Origin of the sequence: Candidatus Riesia pediculischaeffi (assembly GCF_002073895.1) — a bacterium.
GTDB lineage: Bacteria > Pseudomonadota > Gammaproteobacteria > Enterobacterales > Enterobacteriaceae > Riesia > Riesia pediculischaeffi.
This window is the reverse complement of sequence record NZ_CP012839.1, coordinates 71,905-93,647: the sequence shown is the minus strand read 5'-3', so window position 1 is coordinate 93,647 and position 21,743 is coordinate 71,905. Positions and strand designations below refer to the sequence as shown.

Annotated in this window: 17 protein-coding genes, 1 tRNA gene and 1 pseudogene; 13 read left to right on the top strand and 6 right to left on the bottom strand. The window is 29.1% G+C overall.

Features of this window, described 5'->3' with window-relative positions:
• Nucleotides 1–6: 6 nt before the first annotated feature.
• Nucleotides 7–804 (top strand): ABC transporter permease subunit, encoded by a 798-nt coding sequence (locus tag AOQ87_RS00465; RefSeq protein WP_039719549.1) that lies wholly within the window; start codon nt 7–9, stop codon nt 802–804.
• 118 nt (nt 805–922) lie between these two features.
• Entirely contained in the window at nt 923–1,972 is a 1,050-nt protein-coding gene (locus AOQ87_RS00460; protein WP_039719550.1) for an extracellular solute-binding protein, read from the top strand.
• An 80-nt stretch (nt 1,973–2,052) separates the two neighbouring features.
• On the opposite strand, the gene AOQ87_RS00455 is transcribed toward AOQ87_RS00460, so the two are convergent.
• Nucleotides 2,053–2,124, bottom strand: a tRNA-Arg gene (locus tag AOQ87_RS00455).
• Between the two features lie 492 nt (nt 2,125–2,616).
• Here AOQ87_RS00455 and prmB point away from each other — a divergent pair.
• The 8 genes from prmB to AOQ87_RS00415 all read left to right on the top strand — a co-directional run bounded on the left by prmB (nt 2,617) and on the right by AOQ87_RS00415 (nt 11,465).
• Nucleotides 2,617–3,540 carry a 50S ribosomal protein L3 N(5)-glutamine methyltransferase gene (prmB, locus tag AOQ87_RS00450; protein WP_039719551.1) on the top strand — a complete coding sequence of 308 codons (924 nt, stop codon included), beginning with the start codon at nt 2,617–2,619 and terminating at the stop codon, nt 3,538–3,540.
• 48 nt (nt 3,541–3,588) lie between these two features.
• Nucleotides 3,589–4,656, top strand: coding sequence for a chorismate synthase (aroC, locus tag AOQ87_RS00445; protein ID WP_080626462.1), 1,068 nt, complete (start codon nt 3,589–3,591; stop codon nt 4,654–4,656).
• A 364-nt stretch (nt 4,657–5,020) separates the two neighbouring features.
• On the top strand, nt 5,021–6,262 hold the full coding sequence (gene fabB, locus AOQ87_RS00440; protein WP_039719553.1) for a beta-ketoacyl-ACP synthase I: 1,242 nt from the start codon (nt 5,021–5,023) through the stop codon (nt 6,260–6,262).
• 182 nt (nt 6,263–6,444) lie between these two features.
• Nucleotides 6,445–7,587, top strand: coding sequence for a 4-phosphoerythronate dehydrogenase (locus AOQ87_RS00435; protein WP_080626461.1), 1,143 nt, complete (start codon nt 6,445–6,447; stop codon nt 7,585–7,587).
• A 105-nt stretch (nt 7,588–7,692) separates the two neighbouring features.
• Complete coding sequence (gene truA, locus AOQ87_RS00430) at nt 7,693–8,484, top strand: tRNA pseudouridine(38-40) synthase TruA (RefSeq protein WP_039719554.1); 792 nt, start codon at nt 7,693–7,695, stop codon at nt 8,482–8,484.
• Between the two features lie 146 nt (nt 8,485–8,630).
• On the top strand, nt 8,631–9,482 hold the full coding sequence (accD, locus tag AOQ87_RS00425; protein ID WP_080626460.1) for an acetyl-CoA carboxylase, carboxyltransferase subunit beta: 852 nt from the start codon (nt 8,631–8,633) through the stop codon (nt 9,480–9,482).
• Nucleotides 9,483–9,539: 57 nt separating this feature from the next.
• The gene (gene folC / locus AOQ87_RS00420) at nt 9,540–10,817 is read left to right on the top strand and encodes a bifunctional tetrahydrofolate synthase/dihydrofolate synthase (protein ID WP_080626459.1); all 1,278 of its coding nucleotides are present in this window, start codon (nt 9,540–9,542) and stop codon (nt 10,815–10,817) included.
• Nucleotides 10,818–10,895: 78 nt separating this feature from the next.
• Nucleotides 10,896–11,465 carry a UbiX family flavin prenyltransferase gene (locus AOQ87_RS00415; RefSeq protein WP_039719557.1) on the top strand — a complete coding sequence of 190 codons (570 nt, stop codon included), beginning with the start codon at nt 10,896–10,898 and terminating at the stop codon, nt 11,463–11,465.
• Between the two features lies 1 nt (nt 11,466).
• Here AOQ87_RS00415 and pta read toward each other — a convergent pair whose 3' ends face one another.
• The 3 genes from pta to AOQ87_RS00400 all read right to left on the bottom strand — a co-directional run bounded on the left by pta (nt 11,467) and on the right by AOQ87_RS00400 (nt 16,842).
• A complete protein-coding gene (pta, locus tag AOQ87_RS00410; RefSeq protein WP_185751054.1) occupies nt 11,467–13,602 on the bottom strand; it encodes a phosphate acetyltransferase in 2,136 nt (711 codons plus the stop codon).
• 49 nt (nt 13,603–13,651) lie between these two features.
• Nucleotides 13,652–14,875 carry an acetate kinase gene (locus AOQ87_RS00405; protein ID WP_080626457.1) on the bottom strand — a complete coding sequence of 408 codons (1,224 nt, stop codon included), beginning with the start codon at nt 14,873–14,875 and terminating at the stop codon, nt 13,652–13,654.
• A 1,634-nt stretch (nt 14,876–16,509) separates the two neighbouring features.
• Nucleotides 16,510–16,842: a rhodanese-like domain-containing protein gene (locus tag AOQ87_RS00400; protein ID WP_158000735.1), complete on the bottom strand. Its 333-nt coding sequence runs from the start codon at nt 16,840–16,842 to the stop codon at nt 16,510–16,512.
• A gap of 897 nt (nt 16,843–17,739) precedes the next feature.
• On the opposite strand from AOQ87_RS00400, the pseudogene coaD reads away from it, so the two are divergent.
• Nucleotides 17,740–18,238: pseudogene (gene coaD, locus AOQ87_RS00395) on the top strand (pantetheine-phosphate adenylyltransferase).
• A gap of 201 nt (nt 18,239–18,439) precedes the next feature.
• On the opposite strand, the gene rpmG reads toward coaD, so the two are convergent.
• Together rpmG and rpmB are read right to left on the bottom strand one after the other, a co-directional pair.
• The gene (gene rpmG, locus AOQ87_RS00390) at nt 18,440–18,607 is read right to left on the bottom strand and encodes a 50S ribosomal protein L33 (protein ID WP_039719561.1); all 168 of its coding nucleotides are present in this window, start codon (nt 18,605–18,607) and stop codon (nt 18,440–18,442) included.
• 3 nt (nt 18,608–18,610) lie between these two features.
• The gene (gene rpmB, locus AOQ87_RS00385) at nt 18,611–18,829 is read right to left on the bottom strand and encodes a 50S ribosomal protein L28 (protein WP_039719562.1); all 219 of its coding nucleotides are present in this window, start codon (nt 18,827–18,829) and stop codon (nt 18,611–18,613) included.
• Nucleotides 18,830–19,012: 183 nt separating this feature from the next.
• Between rpmB and murI the strand changes: the two genes are divergently transcribed.
• Nucleotides 19,013–19,822: a glutamate racemase gene (gene murI, locus AOQ87_RS00380; protein ID WP_080626456.1), complete on the top strand. Its 810-nt coding sequence runs from the start codon at nt 19,013–19,015 to the stop codon at nt 19,820–19,822.
• A gap of 229 nt (nt 19,823–20,051) precedes the next feature.
• Nucleotides 20,052–21,710 carry a glucose-6-phosphate isomerase gene (pgi, locus tag AOQ87_RS00375; RefSeq protein WP_039719563.1) on the top strand — a complete coding sequence of 553 codons (1,659 nt, stop codon included), beginning with the start codon at nt 20,052–20,054 and terminating at the stop codon, nt 21,708–21,710.
• Nucleotides 21,711–21,743: the final 33 nt, after the last annotated feature.

The window sequence follows — 21,743 nt, the reverse complement described above, 5'->3', positions numbered from 1 at the left end:
TTAAATATGATTATTCGTCTTTTACGGAATTTCTTTGTTATATTTGTGTATTCTTATCTTTATATTCCGATAATCATTCTCATAATAAATTCCTATAATTTTTCTCAATTTAAAAATTGTACTAAGGATGCAGATTTGAGCAAATATAAGATGTTATGGCAAAACGATTCCTTGATACAATCCACATTTAACTCGATGACAATCTCTTTACTATCCGCTAGTGTAACTACAGCGATAGGACTATTAATCTCTATCTCTCTTTTAAGGTATCGGTTTAAAGGTAAGTTGTTCATATATTGTATGTTATTTACAATCGCAGTATCTCCTGATATTGTGATAGCGATTTCTTTCCTACTTCTTTTTAAGTTTTTCAGGATATCATTAGGATTTTTTTCTCTGTTACTATCTCACATTACTTTTTGTCTACCATTTTCGGTAATTATCACATATTCCAAAATCAAAAAAATTGATGTTTGTTTATTGGAAGCAGCAGAAGATCTCGGCGCCAGCGAGTTTATTATTCTAAGAAACATTATTATCCCTTTATCCATTCCAACGATAATATCTAGTTGGTTTTTAACTTTTATTATTTCAATAGATGATGTAACTATTTCTTCTTTTGTTACTGGACCAAGATATGAAATACTTCCGTTAAAGATTTATTCTATGGTAAAAGTAGGGATATCTTCAGAAATAAATGAGTTATCTTTTTTACTATTGATTTTTTTTATCTCGTGTTTTTTTTTAGTTCGAACAATGTGGAAGATGATAAAAAAACTGATAATACAAGAGAATGTGGAATAGCATACATTTTTTCGAAAGCATATCGATGAAGTCAAGATAAATCACATTATGTTTTATGAAATAAAAATTCACATTGGTAGAAGATGTTTTTCATTTTAATAATAAACAGGTGTAGTATATGAAAAAATATATTTTTTTTATTTTTTTGATTAAGATAATTTTCTTTGGATCTTACTCCTTTGCAAAACAAAAGAAAGAAATCCTATATTTCTATAACTGGTCTGAATATACTCCTTCCTGGTTATTAAGTCAATTTACCAAAGAGACTGGTATTCAAGTTATATGCTCTACATATGAATCAAATGAAAATATGTATAACAAACTTAAAACAAGTGTTCAAGAATCGTATGATTTGGTTGTTCCCTCGAATTATTTCATATCTAAGATGAAGAAAGAAGGGATGTTGCAAAAAATAGATAAAAATAAATTAAAACATTTTCACTATCTGGATCCGAAGTGGTTACGTAAATCCTTTGATCCTGAAAACGATTACTCTGTTCCATACATATGGGGTGCAACAGGAATAGGAGTTAATAAGGATCTTTTTTCAAAAAAACAACATATTTCCTCTTGGAAAGATCTGTGGAAACCTGAATTTAAGGAATCAATTATTTTAATAGATGATGCAAGAGAAGTGTTTCAAATGACTCTAATGAAACTTGGATACTCTGGTAATACTAAAGACCGCGAGTTAATTCGTATGGCCTATGAGGAATTAAGAAAATTGATACCGAACATAATAGCGTTTAATTCTGACAATCCAGCGATACCATTTTTACAGGGAGAAGCTTGCATTGGAATGTTGTGGAACGGATCTTCCGTAGTGGCTAAAAGACTTGGGTTCACAGTCGATTTTGTTTGGCCAAAGGAGGGAGGAATTTTTTGGATGGATAGTTTAGCGATTCCATCAAATGCAAAAAATGTGGATGGAGCACTCAAATTAATCGATTTTTTATTAAGACCGGAAATAGCAGCAGAAGTTTCTAAGCAAATTGGATATCCCACACCTAATCTAGGAGCTGTAGCGCTTCTTCCAAAATCTATAACATCTAATAAAACTTTATACCCGGATGAAAAGACTATTAATAAAGGAGAATGGCAAAAAGATATTGAAGATCTAAACGTTTTGTGCGAAAAATATTTTCAAAAATTGAAACTTGAAAAATAAAAAATTAACTTATAAGATCTTTCCTGTTTAAAACAGGAAGGTTACGATAATTTTCAAAACTTGATGAATGAACATTCTATCGTTCTCTACAGGATTCGAACCTGTAACTAACCGTTAGGAACGGTTTGTTATATCCATTTAACTAAGAGAACACAATTAATCACAAAAAAAAACATAATTTATTATTAGAGGTGTAAATACAATTTTAATGTTCGGTGACAGATATCTTCCAAAGTGAGTAGTATAATACCTATTAAAATTTTTTTGACGCATACCTTATCAAACAAGAAGAAACATAATGTAACATTTGTTGACTTGATCGAATCAAATTGAACTTTCTATGAAACTGTTATTAATGTTACATAATAGAATTTTTCTATGATTTTTAGGTAGATGTAGAATTCTCTATAAAGAATTTAAATTCATCAGATTATTTTTGAACTGATTTCATAAGAGTATTTCTTTTGTTTATTATAGTAAATTTCATCAATGTGACAAATATTTTTGCTAAAAAAATGTAAGATCGATGAAAAAATCTTATTATGTTTTATAGAATTAATTTTAAAACTTATGTTTATCGTGGGTTTTATTTACAAAGATAATTTAATCAAATTAAGTGTCTAAAAAGTTTTCTGGTATAAATAATGGAAAATAAATTTAAAATGATAAGAAAGGAGATTATGGAACTATATACTATTAAAGATGTGTTGAGATGGATGATAACAAAGCTTAATAGTTCGAATGTTTGCTATGGACAAGGGACGGATAATTCATTTGATGAAGCAGTATATATTTTATTCTCTACGATCAGATTACCAACAGATATCCCAGAAGTCTTTTTATCTTCTCGTTTAACTACTTCAGAAAGAAAAAAAATTTCTGAAAAGTTATCACTAAGAATGTTTAAAAGAATACCATCAGCTTATTTAACAAAAAAGATTTGGTTTTGTGGACATGAATTTTTTGTAGATAAAAGGGTATTTATCCCAAGATCACCGATTTCAGAATTAATTGATGATAGTTTTAAATCTATCGTGGATATTAAACCAAAAAAAATACTAGATCTTTGCACCGGAAGCGGATGCATCGCTATCTCTTGTGCGTATGCTTTCGAAGAATCAGAAATAGATGCTTCTGATATTTCTATTAAAGCGCTGGAGGTCGCTAGAAAAAATGTTACATTGCATTCATTTTCAAAACGGATTAATTTAATTCAATCCGATCTTTTTAAAGATGTTCCTTCAAAACAATATGATCTTATCATCACTAATCCTCCATATGTGGATTGTAAAACGTTAAAATTTTTACCAAAAGAATATCGTGCAGAACCATCCATATCTTTGAAAGCTTGTGAAAACGGACTGAAGTTCATTAAGATAATATTAAAACATGCTCCTTATTTTTTAAGTGAGAAAGGTGTACTATTATGTGAGGTAGGAAAAAATATAATTAACTTGATCAATCTTTTTCCAGAAGTTGATTTTGAAATAATGAATCTCAAAAATAAAGGAAATGGAGTGTTCTGCATCAAAAAAGAACAACTTTCTAAAAATCAACACTTTTTTTAAATCTTTCAAAATAAACTATCGAATTAATTGAAACATAAATATAGCATTATGACTGGAAACTCAATTGGTAAAATTTTTCGAGTTACTACTTTTGGCGAATCTCATGGAAAGTCTCTAGGGTGTATCATCGATGGTGTTCCGCCTGGAATGAAAATTTCAGAGAAAGATCTGAGAATTGATTTAGATCGTAGGAGACCATCAGAAAATGAAGATGGCATTAGTCGGAGAAATGAACCTGACAGAGTAGAGATATTATCTGGTATTTTTAATGGTTTTACTACAGGTAATCCAATTGGAATAATTTTAAATAATTGCGATAAAAGATCTCAGGATTATGATAACATTAGAGAGATCTTTCGTCCTGGACATGCCGATTATACCTATCAAAAAAAATACGGTGTTAGAGATCATAGAGGAGGCGGTAGATCTTCTGCAAGAGAGACAGCGATGTGGGTAGCTGCCGGATCAATTGCAAAGAAGTATTTAAGACAGAATTTAGGGATTACGATACAAGCTTATTTAAGTCAGGTAGGAAATATGTTCATCGATTTTAAAGAACCAAGCTGTTTATCTAGAAAAAATTTTTTTTGTCCAGATAGTTCAAAAATTTTAGAGTTGAAAAAATTATTTTCTCACTTGAAGAAGATTGGAGATTCTGTGGGTTCAAAAGTAACAGTATTCGCAAAACATATGTTTCCTGGATTAGGAGAGCCTGTCTTTCATAAATTAAATGCAGATATCAGTTATGCTATGATGAATATTAACGGAGTTAAAGCTGTCGAAATAGGAGATGGATTTAATGTGGTTCAAATGAACGGAAGTTATCACAGAGATGAAATAAGAAAAGGAGGTACTTTTCGTACCAATCATTCCGGAGGAATTCTAGGGGGAATTACGACAGGTCAAGATGTAGTAGTACATATTGCGTTTAAACCTAGTTCTAGCATCAAAGTTCCGTGTACTTCGATCAATCATGATGGAGAAGAAGTAACTATTTCTGTTTCTGGAAGACATGATGTATGTATCGGAATAAGAGCTGTTCCGGTTGTGGAGGCAATGTTAGCCATCGTATTAATCGATCATTTTTTAATGCATAAAGGAAGATGTATGAGATAGTTGCTCGATGTTTTTTTTATAATTCAATTGAAAAGCATTTTGAATATCCATTATGTTAGAACAAGATATAACAAATAAACTAACTTCTTAGATGTCTTTTAAAAGTTGTATAGTTTTCCTATTCATATTGATCTTCAATAAGATCGAAGATGATATTCGTTTTTCTTTCTTTGGTTGAGTTTTCATTTTTAGAAGATTTTAATATTTATCTTCAGGTTTCCTGTTTTAACTCTAAAAAAAAAGATTAAAAATATTTGAGAATTTTAAAGATCATAAGGCTTCATATGGGTGCTCTCAAATCAATTTCAAGATGTCATAAAATGAAATTAGTTGTAGTTTATAAGTAGAACAAGGTATATTTTTAATGAGAAGAGCGGTAATTACTGGAATTGGAATTATTTCAAGTATTGGAAATAACAAAAAAGAAGTTCTTCGTTCTCTGAGGCTTGGAAGGTCTGGAATTCAGTTTTCAGAAGAATTTAAAAATGTTGGATTAAGAAGTTTAGTGTGGGGTAACATTAAACTCGATAAAAAATATATCCAAAAAAAAATCCATAGGAAGATTTTGAGGTTTATGAGTGATTGTTCTATATATGCATATCTAGCTATGCATGAAGCTATTTCTGATTCTAAATTATCATCTGATCAAGTTTCTAACATCAGGACTGGAATCATAGTCGGATCGGGAGGCGGATCACCGTATCATCAGGTATTTGGATCTGACACAATGAGAAAAAAAGGATTGAGAGGAATAGGTCCTTATATGGTTACGAGAGCAATGGCTTCTGGGATATCAGCTTGTTTAGCAGTCCCTTTCAAAATTAAAGGGGCGAATTATTCAATCAGTTCTGCTTGTTCCACTTCTGCACATTGTGTAGGACATGCTTTAGAGCTGATCCAGCTTGATAAGCAAGACATCGTTTTTGCTGGAGGAGGGGAAGAATTAAGTTGGCAATTGAGTTGTGAATTTGATGCGATGGGTGCTTTATCAACAAAGTATAACCATATTCCTGAAAAATCTTCTCGACCGTATGATCAAGGAAGAGACGGGTTTGTGATTTCTGGAGGGGGAGGCATCATTGTTGTGGAAGAATTGTTCCATGCGTTATCGAGAGGTGCGAATATATATGCTGAAATAACTGGATACGGTGCTACTTCAGATGGGTATGATATGGTTTCCCCATCAGGGGAGGGAGCAGAAAGATGCATGAAAATGGCTTTATCTAACAGGAGAAACGATGTAGATTATCTTAATACACATGGAACATCGACTTTGATAGGAGATATTAAAGAATTAGATGCTATTCGGAGTGTTTTTGGTAAAGAGAATATTCCTTTGATTTCCAGTACTAAATCAATGACTGGACATGCGCTAGGAGCTGCTGGAGTTCATGAGATTATTTATAGCTTGATAATGATGAAGTATGGATTTATAGCTCCGAGTGTCAACATTTTCAACATTGATAGAAATGCAAAGAACATGAATATCGTTACTCAGTGTTTTAAAAAAGAAATAAAATCGGTTATGTCGAACAGTTTCGGATTTGGAGGGACAAACGCCTCTATTTTGATGGAAAAAGTTTCTTTGTCAGTTTTTAGGAGATGATCATAAGTTTTTATTGTATGATATTTTTTATCAGTTGTAGTGATATCTTTATCGCTTTTCGTTTTCGAAACTAAACGAAATATTTAAAAGATTATATGTATAGTTCTTAAGATGTTAAGATGTTATATATTTTAAGATTTTTACCTCATTAACGCATGTGATAACGGGAATTGTGTTTCAAAATGGATGGAATGCCGAACATATTGATAGATAAAAATATTCCATACGCTTTAGAATTGTTTAATAAAGTTGGTCGTACAAAGATATTTGATAATAAGACACTTCACAAAAAATTATCAAAGAACACAGATATATTAGTGGTTAGATCAGTTACTAAAGTGAATGAAAGATTAATTAAGAATACTGGTATAAGATTTGTTGGAAGTGTTACGTCTGGAACAGATCATGTGGATAAAGAATGGATGAAAAATAACGGAGTATTTTTTTGCCATGCAGATGGATGTAACGCAATATCTGTAGTGGAATATGTTATTTCAGCTCTGTTATCTCAGATCGATCATCGAAATTTTCAGTTGAAGGAAAAGGTATTTGGGATCGTAGGATATGGCAATATCGGCAGTTTATTAAGGTTTTATTTAAATAATCTAGGAATAACAACAATCCTATATGATCCTATAATGTCACCAACTGAGAGGAAGAAAGGAGAGATATTCGTTACGATGGAAGAATTAGTTCATAGGTCTGATATTATATCTATACATTCATCATTAGATAGTTCTTCTTATCATTTATTTAACGAGGATATTCTAGATGCTATTGGAACAAATAGAATATTGATCAACACTAGTAGAGGATCTTTGATAGACAATCAGGCTCTCGCTCTCTTATTTCATAAAGGAAAAAAAATTAAAATAATACTAGACGTTTGGGAAAATGAACCACATATTTCTGAATATTTATTTGATCGTGTTATGCTTGGTACCCCACATATTGCTGGATATTCGATAGAATCTAAAATGAGAGGTGTATTTCAAATTTTTGAAAAGTTGAACAAGTTCTTAAAAAAAGAACCGATGAGTTTTATGAAAGATCGATTTTTACCAATACCAAAATTTAAAGAGATCTATCTGAATGGATCTGTTAATCAAGAGGATCTAAGAAGTCTGATACATTTGATTTATAACGCTAACGATGATAGTTTTTTATGGAAAAAAATGCATGAAAGAGATAGGAAAAACTCCTTTGAGAATTTTCGTAACAATTATCCAATTCGTAGAGAGTGGTCATCGATCGAAGTGAATTGCAACGATGTAAGTTCGTTTAGTTTGTTAAAGAAAATCGGATTTATCGCTAAATCACTTTAGATAGTCAATCAATTAAATTTTAATTGTACAATTAGATAATTGTTACCTTACCTTTATTAATTACGATGTTTTTGAATAATAGATTCCTTAACTTTTGAAATAACGATGCAGAACAGGATTGCGTTAGGAATAAAGTATGATGGCACACGATATCACGGTTGGCAGAGACAGATCGGATTAAGCAGTATACAAGAGTGTTTAGAAGATTCGTTAAAAAAATTAACAAATGAAGAGATAAAAGTATTTTGTGGAGGAAGGACAGATGCAGGAGTACATGCTCTCGGACAGGTGGTACATTTTGAAACTTCCAAAATACGGAAGGATTCAGTTTGGATATCTGGTGTAAATCATTATCTACCAAGAGATATTTCAGTGTCTTGGAAAAAAAATGTATCCTACGAATTTCATGCAAGATTCAGCGCCATATCTAGGTATTATCGATATATTATTTTCAACGCAGAAGTTCGTCCAGCTGTGTTGTATTCCAATGTTTTTCATGTTCCTGAAAGACTGGATCATGAGAATATGAATGAAGCTGCTCAACTCCTACTAGGAGAACAGGATTTTTGTTCATTTATTTCATCTGATCATCAAAATCGTTCGACTACAAGGAATATACAATACGCATGTGTGAGAAGATCGTTAGGGTATGTTATCGTGGATATCCAAGCAAATTCTTTTGCCTACAACATGGTTAGAAATATTGTTGGAAGTTTAATCGAAATTGGAAAAGGTAAAAGAAGGGTAGAATGGATAGGTGATTTGATCAAAATGCGAGATAGAACTAAATCTGGACCGAAAATAAATTCGAGAGGATTATATCTGGTTTGTATAGAATATCCAAAAAAGTTCGATCTTCCTAATTATGACATTTCATCTTCTTTGATAGTAATTTAATATCGGTTCTCTATGCATTATTTGTAAGGTATCGATAATTGAATAAAGTGTGATATTTTTATTTAAATATCGATTAACTTCTAAATTTAATGAATATGCTTTATTTTAACTTTTTGATGATGTATAGAGTTTTATTTTTATAAAATATGAACTGGATTGAAAAGATATTCGAGAAAAACAATATTGTCCGAACAAAACAGAAAAATAATTTTCCTAAAGGGATATGGATAAAATGTGACGATTGCAATCGAATTTTATATAAAAAAGAATTGGAAGAAAATTTGTTCGTCTGTAAGAATTGCAATTTCCACATGTACATTCCTGCTAGAACAAGATTGCGTACTTTTTTAGATCAATCTAAATCTGTAGAATTAGGACAACGAATAAATACAAGGGATGTTTTTAACTTTTGTGATGTAAAAAAATATATCGATAGATTGCAAGAATCTGAAAAAAAATCTCGAGAAAACGATGCTTTGGTCGTTATGAAAGGTGAATTGTACGGTATGCCGATTGTATCAGCCGCGTTCGAGTTTTTATTTATGGGAGGATCCATGGGATCTACGGTGGGTTCTCGTTTTATCATAGCGGTTGAAACATCTGTTAGAGATAATTGTCCTTTGGTATGTTTTTTTTCTAGCGGAGGAGCAAGAATGCAAGAATCGTTCGTTTCTCTGATGCAAATGGCTAGAACTAGTGCATCTTTAAAAAAGATGAAAAAGAAAAGATTGCCATACATCTCTATATTAACTAATCCAACGATGGGAGGAGTATCTGCAAGTATCGCAATGTTAGGGGACATTAACATCGCTGAACCAAAAGCTCTCATTGGGTTCACTGGACCGAGAGTTATTAAACATACCCTTGGAAAAGAGTTACCACAAAATTTTCAAAGAAGCGAATTTCATTTGAAAAATGGAGCAATTGATATGATCGTAAACAGATCAGAGATAAGAGAAAGAGTTTACAACATATTGTCCATGTTAACTGGTCGTTAATTGTTTATTTAGATTGTCGAGATAACATAATTTTATTTATTTAAATATGAGATAATAATGGATATCAAAAATTTTTCCCTGGATCATTGGATATCTTACATTCGTTGTCAACATATAAATAAGATTGATATGAGTTTGGATAGAATCAGAAAAGTAGCAGATGATATGAAGTTACTTCGTCCAGCTCCCTTTGTTATCATCGTTTCTGGGACTAACGGGAAAGGTACGACCTGTAATGTTATAGAAAACATCTTAATCTGTTCTGGTTTGAAAGTTGGGGTTTATAGTTCCCCACATCTGATCTCTTATACAGAGAGGATCAGAATTTTCGGTAAAGATATTTCTAGTGAAGAACTTTGTAAAGCATTTTATGATGTAGAAAAAAATAGAGGAGAGAACATTACTTTGACGGAATTTGAGTATTCTACGTTGGCGGCGTTGAAAATATTCAAAAGTAGTCATTTAGATATTGTCGTATTGGAAGTAGGATGTGGCGGAAGGTTGGATGCAACAAATATAATTGATGCAGATATTTCAGTAATTGTTAATATCTCCATAGATCATAATATCCTACTCGGAAACGATAGGGAACAAGTCGGATATCAAAAATGTGGAATTTTTCGATCAGGTCAAACTGCAGTTATTGGAGAAGATAATGTTCCGAGTTCGATTAGAATAGAGGCGCGAAGATTAACAACTCATTTATTCATATATCGTAAAAATTGGATCTTTGATTCGGATGAAACAGGCTGGAAATGGAAATCTGAAAAATATATCGTTCGTAATTTACCTATTTCTACGAGTATTCCTATGATAAATGTTGCTTCTGGATTAGCAGCTATATACGTATCGAAAAAGAACTGCGTTAAAATTCGAAGAAAAATAAAAGATGAACATATAAGAAATGGAATTTCACTTTCTAGATTACCTGGAAGATTCCAAGTTATTGGTTCTGAAAAAGAAGGTCCTTTGATTATTCTGGACGTTGCTCATAACGCACATGCTGCAAGGTGTTTGTCGAAGAAGTTAGATCATATTCAGTATTGTGGGAAAAGAATATATGCTATAGTTTCCATTCTATCGGATAAGGATATAGAAAAGATTCTATCAGAACTGAAGGATAAGATATATCAATGGAATTTCGTTTCCAATATTCAAGATGAGAGGGGTCTTTCGTCTAAGGAGTTATCTAAATATATGATCGATTCTATCGAGTATGAGAATTTTTTAAATGCTTATGAATCAGTCATAAAGGATGTCGGAAGAAATATATTGTTGATTTTCGGATCTTTTTATATTGTTTCTGAATATCTAAAGATTTTCGGTAGAGAATAAGGTTGTGAAGATTTTAAGAAATTTTCGTACTTTTAATATATTTCTTATGCTTTATTATCTTTTTTTGATACTTTTAATATGAGTAAAAAAAGAATTATAATCGGATTGACGGGAGCAAGTGGCGTAATCTATGGGATACGTCTATTAGATGTGATGCAATCGCTAGGTGTATTTGAAATACATTTGATAATGAGTCAGTCTGCAGAACAGGTTATTAAGATAGAGACAGATTATTCGATCGATCAAATTCATAAGAAAGCGAACTTTGTTCACAATAATGTGGATCAATCTTCTTCTGTATCTTCAGGTTCTTTCATTACATCAGGAATGATTATTGTTCCTTGTTCGATAAAAACGTTATCAGGAATCAAAAATAGTTATAATGATTCTTTGATGGTTCGTGCTGCTGACGTTGTATTGAAGGAGAGGAGAAGATTAGTGTTATGTATTCGGGAAACTCCGTTTCATTTAGGACACATCAATTTGATGGAAGAACTCTGTAGGATGGGTTCTACTATATTTCCGTTAATACCGTCTTTCTATAGAAAACCGAACTGTATATCAGATATCGTAGATCAGGTCGTTTTTCGAATTTTAGATCAGTTTGGGATATTTTTAGAACACTCTTCAAGATATTCGAAAAATTAATTTATCTGCTTGACTGAATAGACGTTGCTGCGATCGTATAAACAATATCTTTAATCGAAGATCCCCTGGATAGATCGTTGACCGGTTTCCTTATACCTTGTAATACAGGTCCTACAGAAGTTAGATTCGCTGCTCTTTGAACGGCTTTGTATACTACATTACCCGTATCTAAATTTGGAAAAATAAATATTGTGGCCTTTCCGGATAGGTTGGAGTCGGGAGATTTCTGATTAGCAACTTGTTCGGAGATAGCTGCATCATATTGAATTGGTCCATCCACTATAAGTTCTGGCCTTTTTTTTCTGACGATTTCGACTGCTGATCTAACTTTTTCAACACTCTTTCCTTCTGCAGAATATCCTGTGGAATATGATACCATAGCTATCTTAGGTATTATTCCGAATTTTATAGCGGAATCTGCTGATTGGATAGCAATTTCAGATAGTTCTTCCGAATTCGGATTTACGTTGATAGCACAGTCTCCAAATATTATGGTTCTTTCCGGGAATAACATAAAGAATATGGAAGAGATGATCGAACTTTCCGGTTTTGTCTTAATTATCTGTAGAGCTGGACGGATAGTATCTGCTGTAGTGTTAACTATTCCGGAAACTAATCCATCTACTTCATTTTCATGTAACATCATGGTTGCTAATAATATGTTGTTTTTACTTAATTGTTGAGAAGCAATAGAATGATTCATTCCTTTCTTTTTTCTCGATGCAACTAACGTATCTATGTATTTATGGTAAATGAGTTTTGGATCGATTATTTTGATATCTTTTAAATTGATATCGTATGAAATAGCGATCTTTTGTATTTTTTTTGGGTCTCCGATCAAAATACAGTTCGCTATGCCACGTTTTTCACATATAGAAGCCGCTTGAATGATTTTATAAGATTCTCCTTCCGGTAGGACGATCGTTCTCTTATTTTTTTTAGCTAAATTAATTAATTTGTGACGGAATATTGTTGAAGAGATATTTTCCCGAAGTTTTAGCGAGATGGAATCATGTCTCTTTTCTTTTTTAATAAGAGATTCGATCCAACCTTTTTTGAAATGAGTTGATACATAATTTCTAATTTTTTTAAGTTGATGAATATCTTGATGATATCTCATAAAATCGAATTCACGTAACTTGATCGTAATTTCAAGTAAATTTTCTTCGACAATTAGTACAGGTAGATAAGTATTGTAAAATAGGCGATGTAGATGATTATACAAGTTCCTATCAATATCGAGTCCATCTGTAATCAACAATGTACTAACCTTTAAGTTTCCTTCTAAAATTAGAAGATAAACCGATGTTATTGTCGTAAGATCGTTTGAACTTGAAAATATTAATGTTTCATTCGGGATTTGATCAAATTCATCGTTGAATATTTTTCTTTTTCCAACCATGATAGAACTTATTCTTCTTGTATTTATTTCACCACGGTTTAGTACGTTGCTCTTAAGATAATTTGAAATGTCAATGCTCCTAATAGAAATCATCTCTACGTTCCTTTTAATCTCTATTATTCTATGTTTAGAAAAATATTTAAAATTTTTCTTAAATTCTTGATGTTTCTCCTCTTGAATCCTTTCCTTGTAAAGGATGTCTAAAAATTTTTTGTTGGAAAGTTTTTTAGGATAGTTTGAAGAATAATTGATAATTCCGAAGATATCTTTTTTTGAAATTTTTAGATGTTCGATATATTTTAATACGAATTTATAACAACCGTTATCGTTAAATGTTAAGAAGATGATCTTTGCTGAAGTAAATTGCAATATTTCATAATTTATAAATTTACTTAAATAATATTCATCTTTTAAATAATTTCCTAGTATCAAACAAATCTTATTGGGATCTTTATCTTTTGTAAATAGTTCATATATATCAACTATTTCATCTAATATCTTTTCTTTTTCAAAAATTTCTGAACCTATAATTTTTTTTTGAATTTTTTGATATGCACATTTATTTGAAGTAAATTTTAAAAATTTTTCGATATTAACGTTTCTTCTTTTTTCATCAAAAATTGGTTCGAAGAAATATACTCTCTTTTTTATTCTTTCCAAAGAATGAACTAATCCCATCATGATATGAATCAGATCTCTTAAGGGGTTAACTGGAATTAAGATAATTGTATTCAATATTTTACTCCTTTCGTTGAAAAGATATACTTTCTAAAAATTATAATGGTCACGTTTGTTCTATTTCTAACAGACGAAAAGTTTCTTCTGCGATGATAATTTCCTCATTTGTTGGAATCACCCATACTGGAATACTATTTTTACTACTAATCATTTCGCATTTTCCAAATTTAGTGTTTGCATTTTTTTCTTCATCACATTGAACGTTGAATAATTTTAATTTTTCCATTGTCATTTTTCTGACCATGACCGAATTTTCTCCAATTCCTCCTGTAAATATGATTGCATCTAAATGATCATTCATCATAGTAAAATATGATGCGATGTATTTCGATAATCTATGACAATACATTTTCATAGCACGATTTGCATTGGTATCTTTGTGATAATTATCTTCCACATATCGCATATCATTATTAATTTGAGTAATTCCTAATATTCCAGATTTTTTTGTTAGAATTTCTCTTATTTGACCTATGTTCATTTTTAGATTTTCATATAGGTAAAATATGATAGAAGGATCTATGTCTCCACTTCTTGTTCCCATCATTAAACCCTCTAAAGGAGTCAGACCCATAGAAGTATCTACCGATTTTCCATTTGCTATTGCGGCGATTGATCCACCATTTCCAAGATGACAGACAATTATGTTCAAATATTTTAGATCTTTTTTAACGATTTTAGAAAATTTCTTAGATACATATTGATAACTAATTCCATGTGCGCCATATCTTCTAATCCCATATTTTTTATATAATTCGTAGGGAATAGCGTACAGATAGGATTCTGATGGAATCGTATGATGAAATGCAGTATCAAAGACTGCTACTTGTTTATGTTTCAAGTGCGGAAAGATAGATGATATTTCTTGGAAACCAATTATTCCAAAAGGGTTGTGGAGAGGAGCAAATGGAATTGAAGATCGTATTTGTTCTATGATTTTTTTGTCAATTATCGTAGATTGATGAAGTTTTTCACCTCCATGAACTATTCTATGTCCTATTCCTAGGATGGATTGGAGACATTTTATTTTTTCTAGTGATTTCTGAAATATAACTTCAATTGATTTCTTATACGTCAAATTTTCAAGAAATATAACTTTATTTTCTTCGTTCGTACAATCTTTGAAGGTTATTTGAGATTTTTTGGAATGTAAGAATTCTACTGTTCCAGAAAAGATCTTCTCTTTTTTCAAAATGTCAATAATTGCAAATTTTAAAGAAGAACTTCCGCAATTTAATACAAATATATATTTTTTAGTTTTTTTAGACATGAACAACCTTCTCAAATTTTTTATTTTTCTTTTTTTCTCTTTTCTACAAAAAAAAGCAAAGTTAAAATTTCGAATTCTTTTTTTTAATTATTTTAATTTTTTGTTTTTAATTAACTTTTATTAGTTCAGTTTTAAATGATGCTCATTATCTTTTTTTATAAAGTAGATATTGAAAATAAAAGACAATGTAATTTGTATAAAGACATTTCTAAAGATTTGGAATATTTCAACATCAGTTCTTTTAGAGAAAATCTTGTTTCATCCTATACGTTACGTTTATTGATGAGCATTGGAGATTAATCTTTTGTATGAGATAAGATTTCTTTGAAAGAAATGATCGTAACTGCTTAAATGTTCGTCAGTATTTTTATGCGAATTGATCGAAGATTTTTTATATCATTTTTATTGTACTCCCAGATGATCAAAATAATTTTTGACGTAAGATTTATAACGATATTTCTAAAAATGAAGAAGTTTTTATCATTAGTTTATACATGATTTAAAGAATATCACATTGTCCGTTCATACAAGATTCTTGTGAATATTAATAGTGTTTTTTATGATGAAATATTTTTAACGAAATTTTGTTTTATTTTTAAAATATTTTCCTTTTAAAAGTTAAAATATTTTATATAAATATAAGAAAATTTTTAAAGCTTTTACTGTTTGTAAGAATATCTTCGATGAAGAATATTGGTTATACTAGATTATCCTTGTTTCTTTTTAAAGAAATCCATCATTATTATATAATGAACTAAAAATTGATTTTATGTTTTTATTCTATCCATTTCATATTAAATTAAAGCATAAGATTCTTGAGAGTAACAAAAAATTTTACAAATAATGTAAAATCAGATTATGTTTTTACGTTTAGATCATTCGAACTATTTATATGAATAAATACGATAAGATCCTACCTATCTATCTTTAACATTTGTATTAACTTTCTGAGTACGATCGGTCAGAAATTTGTTTATTATTTGAAAAACGTTTAATATCTTATTTTTTAATAGTGTTCGAATTGTTGAAATTTAAATTATTGATTTCTCAAGATTTGGGTTTTTCGTTTTGAGATTCTTATTCTATCATTTTTCGTGTTATTTTAAGAATCAAAATATTTCATCAGAAACAATGTTTGATGTTATATATTAATGATTTTATCGAAATGATCGAAGATAGAACATAAAAATTCTATTCAATCAGATCCTTTCATTGATGATCGTAACAATATTTTAATTCTGTGTATGATCCAAAATCTTATAAATTACTTACGTATTTTTGATTTTTAAGAAAATTTTATATTTTACAAATCAACATAAAACATTTTAGTTGTATAGCCGTATCAGATCAATAGGTTTTACGTTGAAAATAATTTCTTGAAAATTTTTAAACATTTCAAATATATTATTAGTAATTTTAAAAATATTTAAGATTCTAAAGAACTCTAATATATTTATTGAAGTAGAAATTTATATTCTGATATGTAGAGAGATTAGTTAAATAATTGAATATTTTGGATACAAGTTAATTTATCTTAACATGCGTGTTTTTTATTCTAATTAAGCTTTGTAGATATCCTAACGTATACAGTAAATTTTTGTAAAAAATAAAAATCTTATTACTTTCATAAAATTTTAGAGTTGTTTTTTGATTAACGGTAATAAATCCTTTTTCCATCCGTTAATCCCATGAATCAACACATAAATATCCTCACGAACCAATTTTCTCATTATTTTAGCTGGTTTTAAAGTTTCTGTTCCATTTTTTGTAATTATGGTAATCGTTTTATTTCTTAGATTTTTAATTTTTTCTTGATTTTCTTCTTGCGGAATTATCTTAGAGAAGTGAATAGAATGAATTATGTGTTCTTTATAGAAATCATCATAGTCTCTAAAATCGATGATAATCGTTTTATTTTGATTGATCCATTGGATTAGTTGATAATTTCCAACATTTTTTATTCTCAAAAAAAATTGATATAGACTAATAAAAACGAAGGAGAGAAACAGAGCGATCCATGTTAAACTAATTAACTTATACTTGCTGAGGAATACGATTATGTTCTTCATAAAATAAGATTTTTAAGAAGTTTTATTTTAAGTAAGCATTCTATTATTTTTAAACAGATAACCATTTATCTTTACGGACGAGATGAATTTTTTAAAAAAGTTTTGAACGATTTTGTTTCAAAGTGGATTTTAATAAAAAGTTATAGGAATGTATAGAAGATTTAGTCATAAGGTTTTACTGTATGTTTTGTCAGAAATTACTTTATTTTTAGTGACTTTAAATTTTTAGAATTTGTAAGATAAGCTGTAGATTATATTATTATAAAGTATTTTTAGAATAAATGATTTTTAAATTGTTGATTTTTTATTTATGCAGATTAGTTATCCTATCATTTCGTGATGAAATTGCTAATGTAAAATCGTTTAATTGACAGAAAAATTTGTTGCTAATATGTCATTTATAATCAATGTGTACTTTTTATAAAAGTAATATTTTAATTTAATTTTTATAGAAATGATGAATTTGTAATTTAATTAACTTGGTTGTAGATATGTAAAAATTTTCTGTTTTAAGAATGTTCAGTAGAATCGAAAAGTAAAATGATTTTTTATAAAAAGTTTTAAATTGTTCATGTTGAACCTTAAGATATGATGTTTCATAAATCTTATGAAAAAAATAAAATTTATAAAGGAATTAATTATTTAATAGTTTTCAATAATAACCAATTCTTAAAACATGGATAGCATTATAAATTTTTTAAATATATTTTTAAAAGTTGATTTTTTTAATGAATTAGATAGGATATTTTTAAAATCAATTTAATGTAAAATATATCATGTAAGTAAGGTTAAAAGATGAGAAATAAAATAGCAATTTATTCTGGAACGTTTGATCCAATTACTAAAGGTCATTTAGATATCATTGTACGCGCTTCTTATATTTTTGATAAAATTATCGTTGCTATCCCAAATAACATAAAAAAAAACACTTCTTTCCTTGGAAGAAAGAATATTTTTCGTTAAAAGAAGTACCAAATCTATAAAAAATATTGAAGTTAAGAGTATCAATGGACTGATAACAGATTTTGCAAGATTCAACAAAATAAAAATCCTATTAAGATCTGTCAGAACTGCTATTGATTTTGAATACGAAGAGAAATTAGCTAACCTGAATAAAAAAATTGCAAAAGAAATAGAAACAGTATTCTTATTCTCTTCCTATGAATTTTCTTTCATTTCGTCTTCTTCAGTCAAAGAGATAGCGTATCATGGAGGAGATATTTCTAAATTTATACCGAGTTCTATCAGAGGAAAGTTGATAAAAATAATTTATAAAAAGATTCGTTCAGTATGAATTGAACATTTTTAGTCGATGATAGGGAGTTATTCATTACTTTATGAATAATTTAGAGAATAATCTCGTTAAATAGCTCTCTTATAGAGGATATAGATTTTCTTGATAACACTTTATAAAATAGTGTTAATTTTTAAATAAAAATAATTTTAAAAGATCTATTCAGAATAAAAAATTAAATTATCTAATTGTTAAGAATGTTTATTTAATCTTTTTTTCATCGTATAACACATGTTTTTTTATTATAGGATCAAATTTTTTTATTGATAATTTCTTATTATTGTTCTTTTGATTCTTTGATGTTGTATAGAAATGGCCTGTGCCCGAAGAGGAAATTAACTTTATTTTTTTTCTTGAATTTTTTGCCATGTTTTATTTATTCTTTTTTAAGATGTGTTCAATTCCTTTTTTCTCTATTATTCGAATTCCTTTTGTCGAAACACGTAACCTGATGAATCTTTTTTCTTTCTCTATCCAAAACCTATGGTGATGCAAATTAGGTAGGAAACGACGTTTGGTAGCATTCATTGCGTGAGAACGATGATTTCCTCTCATTGGTTTTTTTTTGGTTACCTTACATATTCTACTCATATTTTCTATTGTTTTGAAATTATTAAATAACCTAGGTCGTCTCTTGTAGATCAAATATTATATATAATTTATGTTTTGAAATCAAATCGATGTTCTAAAATGAATTGAATTCAGTTCATTATAATTAATTATCCTACTTAATGTTATAATTGTTAGAGTTTTAAACGTTAATTAATTCATATAATGCAATATATCAACCGTCCAATTAATGTGTTAATTTTTGACTCTGGATTAGGTGGTTTATCTATCTACAAATACTTGTTTTATAATTTACCAAGCTTAAATTATGTTTATGTATTTGACAGTAAATTTTTTCCGTACGGAGATAAGGAAGATCTTTTTATCATTAACAGAGTAATAAAAATAATTAATAAAATTCAAAAAAATAGATCTTTTGAAATAATTGTTCTTGCATGTAATACTGTTAGTGTCACTAGCATAGGTATATTAAAGAAAGTTTTTCCAAATCAAATGATTTTAGGATCTTTTCCAGAAGTGGATATAGCTGTTCATTCTACTAAAAACAACATCGTATGCTTATTAGCCACTCGTAAAACAGTTGAACATATGAGTAATGTAATAGAACGCTATTCAAAAAAATACGAAATTTATTCAATTTATTCTTCTGAAATTGTGGAACTTGCGGAAAAAAAAATTCGAGGAATAACAGTTTCAAAAAATAGAATTCAGTCTATTCTGATTGATCTTTCTGATCATAAGAATCCGGATACGATAATATTAGGATGTACTCATTTTTCTTTTATTTCTTCAGAAATCAAGGAGGCTTTTCCAAGCTGTATACATCTAATCGATTCTAAAAGAAGCATTTATAACGAGTTATTGAATTTTGTTTACAAACAGCAAAAAAACAAAATTTTTTATGGGAAAAGTAAGAATTTAGTCCTTTGTACCGGTTTCGACTATAAAATTAAAAAATTATACGATTTATTTATAACAATTGGATTTTCAGATATACAAAGAATCATTGTTTAAAACATATTTAAAGATTTTTATTGATTCTTATATTTTTAGAGTTGAACTAATTAAAAGATTACTTTTATAATTTAAGATATGGTTATTGAATATAAATCAAAAATAATCCGTCATCGAATAATACAATGATTTTTAGTACAATATTTCTTATTCGATGAAATATTTACTAAAAACAGACCACGATTCGTCTAAAACTTAATATGTTTACGCTAATCAAGAGATCATTCTTATGAAAGATATAAACCCTGTAAAGACAAAATCTTGGAAAAAATTGGAGCAAGATTACGAGATCATTAAGAATATACATATGAAAGAAATGTTTCTGAATGAAAAAGATCGATTTAAAGATTTTTCTGTTAACTTTAATGATGAGATACTAATAGATTATTCAAAGAATAGAATTAATAGAAGAGTATTTAAAAATTTAATAGGTCTTGCAAAAGAAACATGTTTAAAGGATGCAATAAATAGTATGTTTAATGGGGAAAAGATTAATGTTACGGAAAATAGAGAAGTTTCTCACACATATTTAAGAGGTAATATATCTAATATTGACTACGCTAAAAATATTTTTTTGCGAAGAATACGTAAGGAAATAGATGAATCTTTAAGTAACATGGAAAATTTTAGTGAAAATATTATTAACGGTTTATGGAAAGGATATACTGGAAAGAGGATAACTGATATTGTTAATGTAGGAATCGGAGGATCTAATTTAGGTCCAAAGATGATGGTTCATGCTCTTGAATCTTATAGAAATCATTTAAGAATACATTTCTTATCAAGTATTGATCAAGAAAATTTTAACAATCTCCTAAAAATAATTCATCCGGAAACAACATTGTTTTTAATTTCTTCAAAAACTTTTCGAACCCAAGAAACCCTCATGAATGCGTATGCTTTAAAAAAGTGGTTTTTAAAAAAAACAAACAATCAAGGAAATATTGAGAATCATTTTATTGCTATTACTATGAATGTCGGTGAAGCAAAGATTTTCGGATTAAATTCCAGAAACATATTTAAAATTTGGAGTTGGGTTGGAGGAAGATATTCGGTATGGTCAGCAATCGGATTATCAGTGGTATTATCCATAGGTTTCTCAAATTTTAAAAAAATTTTGATTGGAGCAAACTCCATGGATCATCATTTTTATAATAATGATTTTGAAAGGAATATACCGATAATTATGGCTTTAATAGAAATATGGTATAGTAATTTCTTTAAATTTGAAACGGTAGCTATTCTTCCTTACAATTATTGTTTAAGAACTCTTCCGTCTTATTTACAGCAGCTTGGTATGGAATCCAATGGAAAAAACGTTGATAGAAATCATCAAAAAATATCTTATAAGAGTAGTCCAATTGTTTGGGGAAGTTCGGGAATTGACGGACAGCATGCCTTTTATCAACTATTACATCAAGGAACGAATGTTGTACCTTGCGATTTTATAGGATCTGTTAGAGGATTTGAAAGAGATTTACTAAATAATGTTGCAAAAAATCATCATGACAATCTGATGAGTAATTTTTTTGCGCAATCTGAAATACTTGCTTTTGGCAATATTAAAAGAGAAAAAATAAACGAACAGTTAACTTCTTCCGTTCATACGCATAAATTTCTGTTTGGAAATAGACCTTCTAACTCAATATTAATTAAAAAAATTACCCCATATACAATGGGTGCTTTGGTTTCAATGTATGAACACAAGGTGTTTTCTCAAGGAGTTATCTTAAATATCTTTAGTTTTGATCAATGGGGAGTAGAATCTGGAAAAAAATTAGCCAATCATATTTTTTCAGAAATTGTTAGTCCTTCAAATAAACAAATTAAGTTTCATGATCATTCTACAAATGGTTTAATCAATCTATATAAAAATTGGAAATCCTAAGTAACATTCAAATTTTTAGTTATAACCGATTAA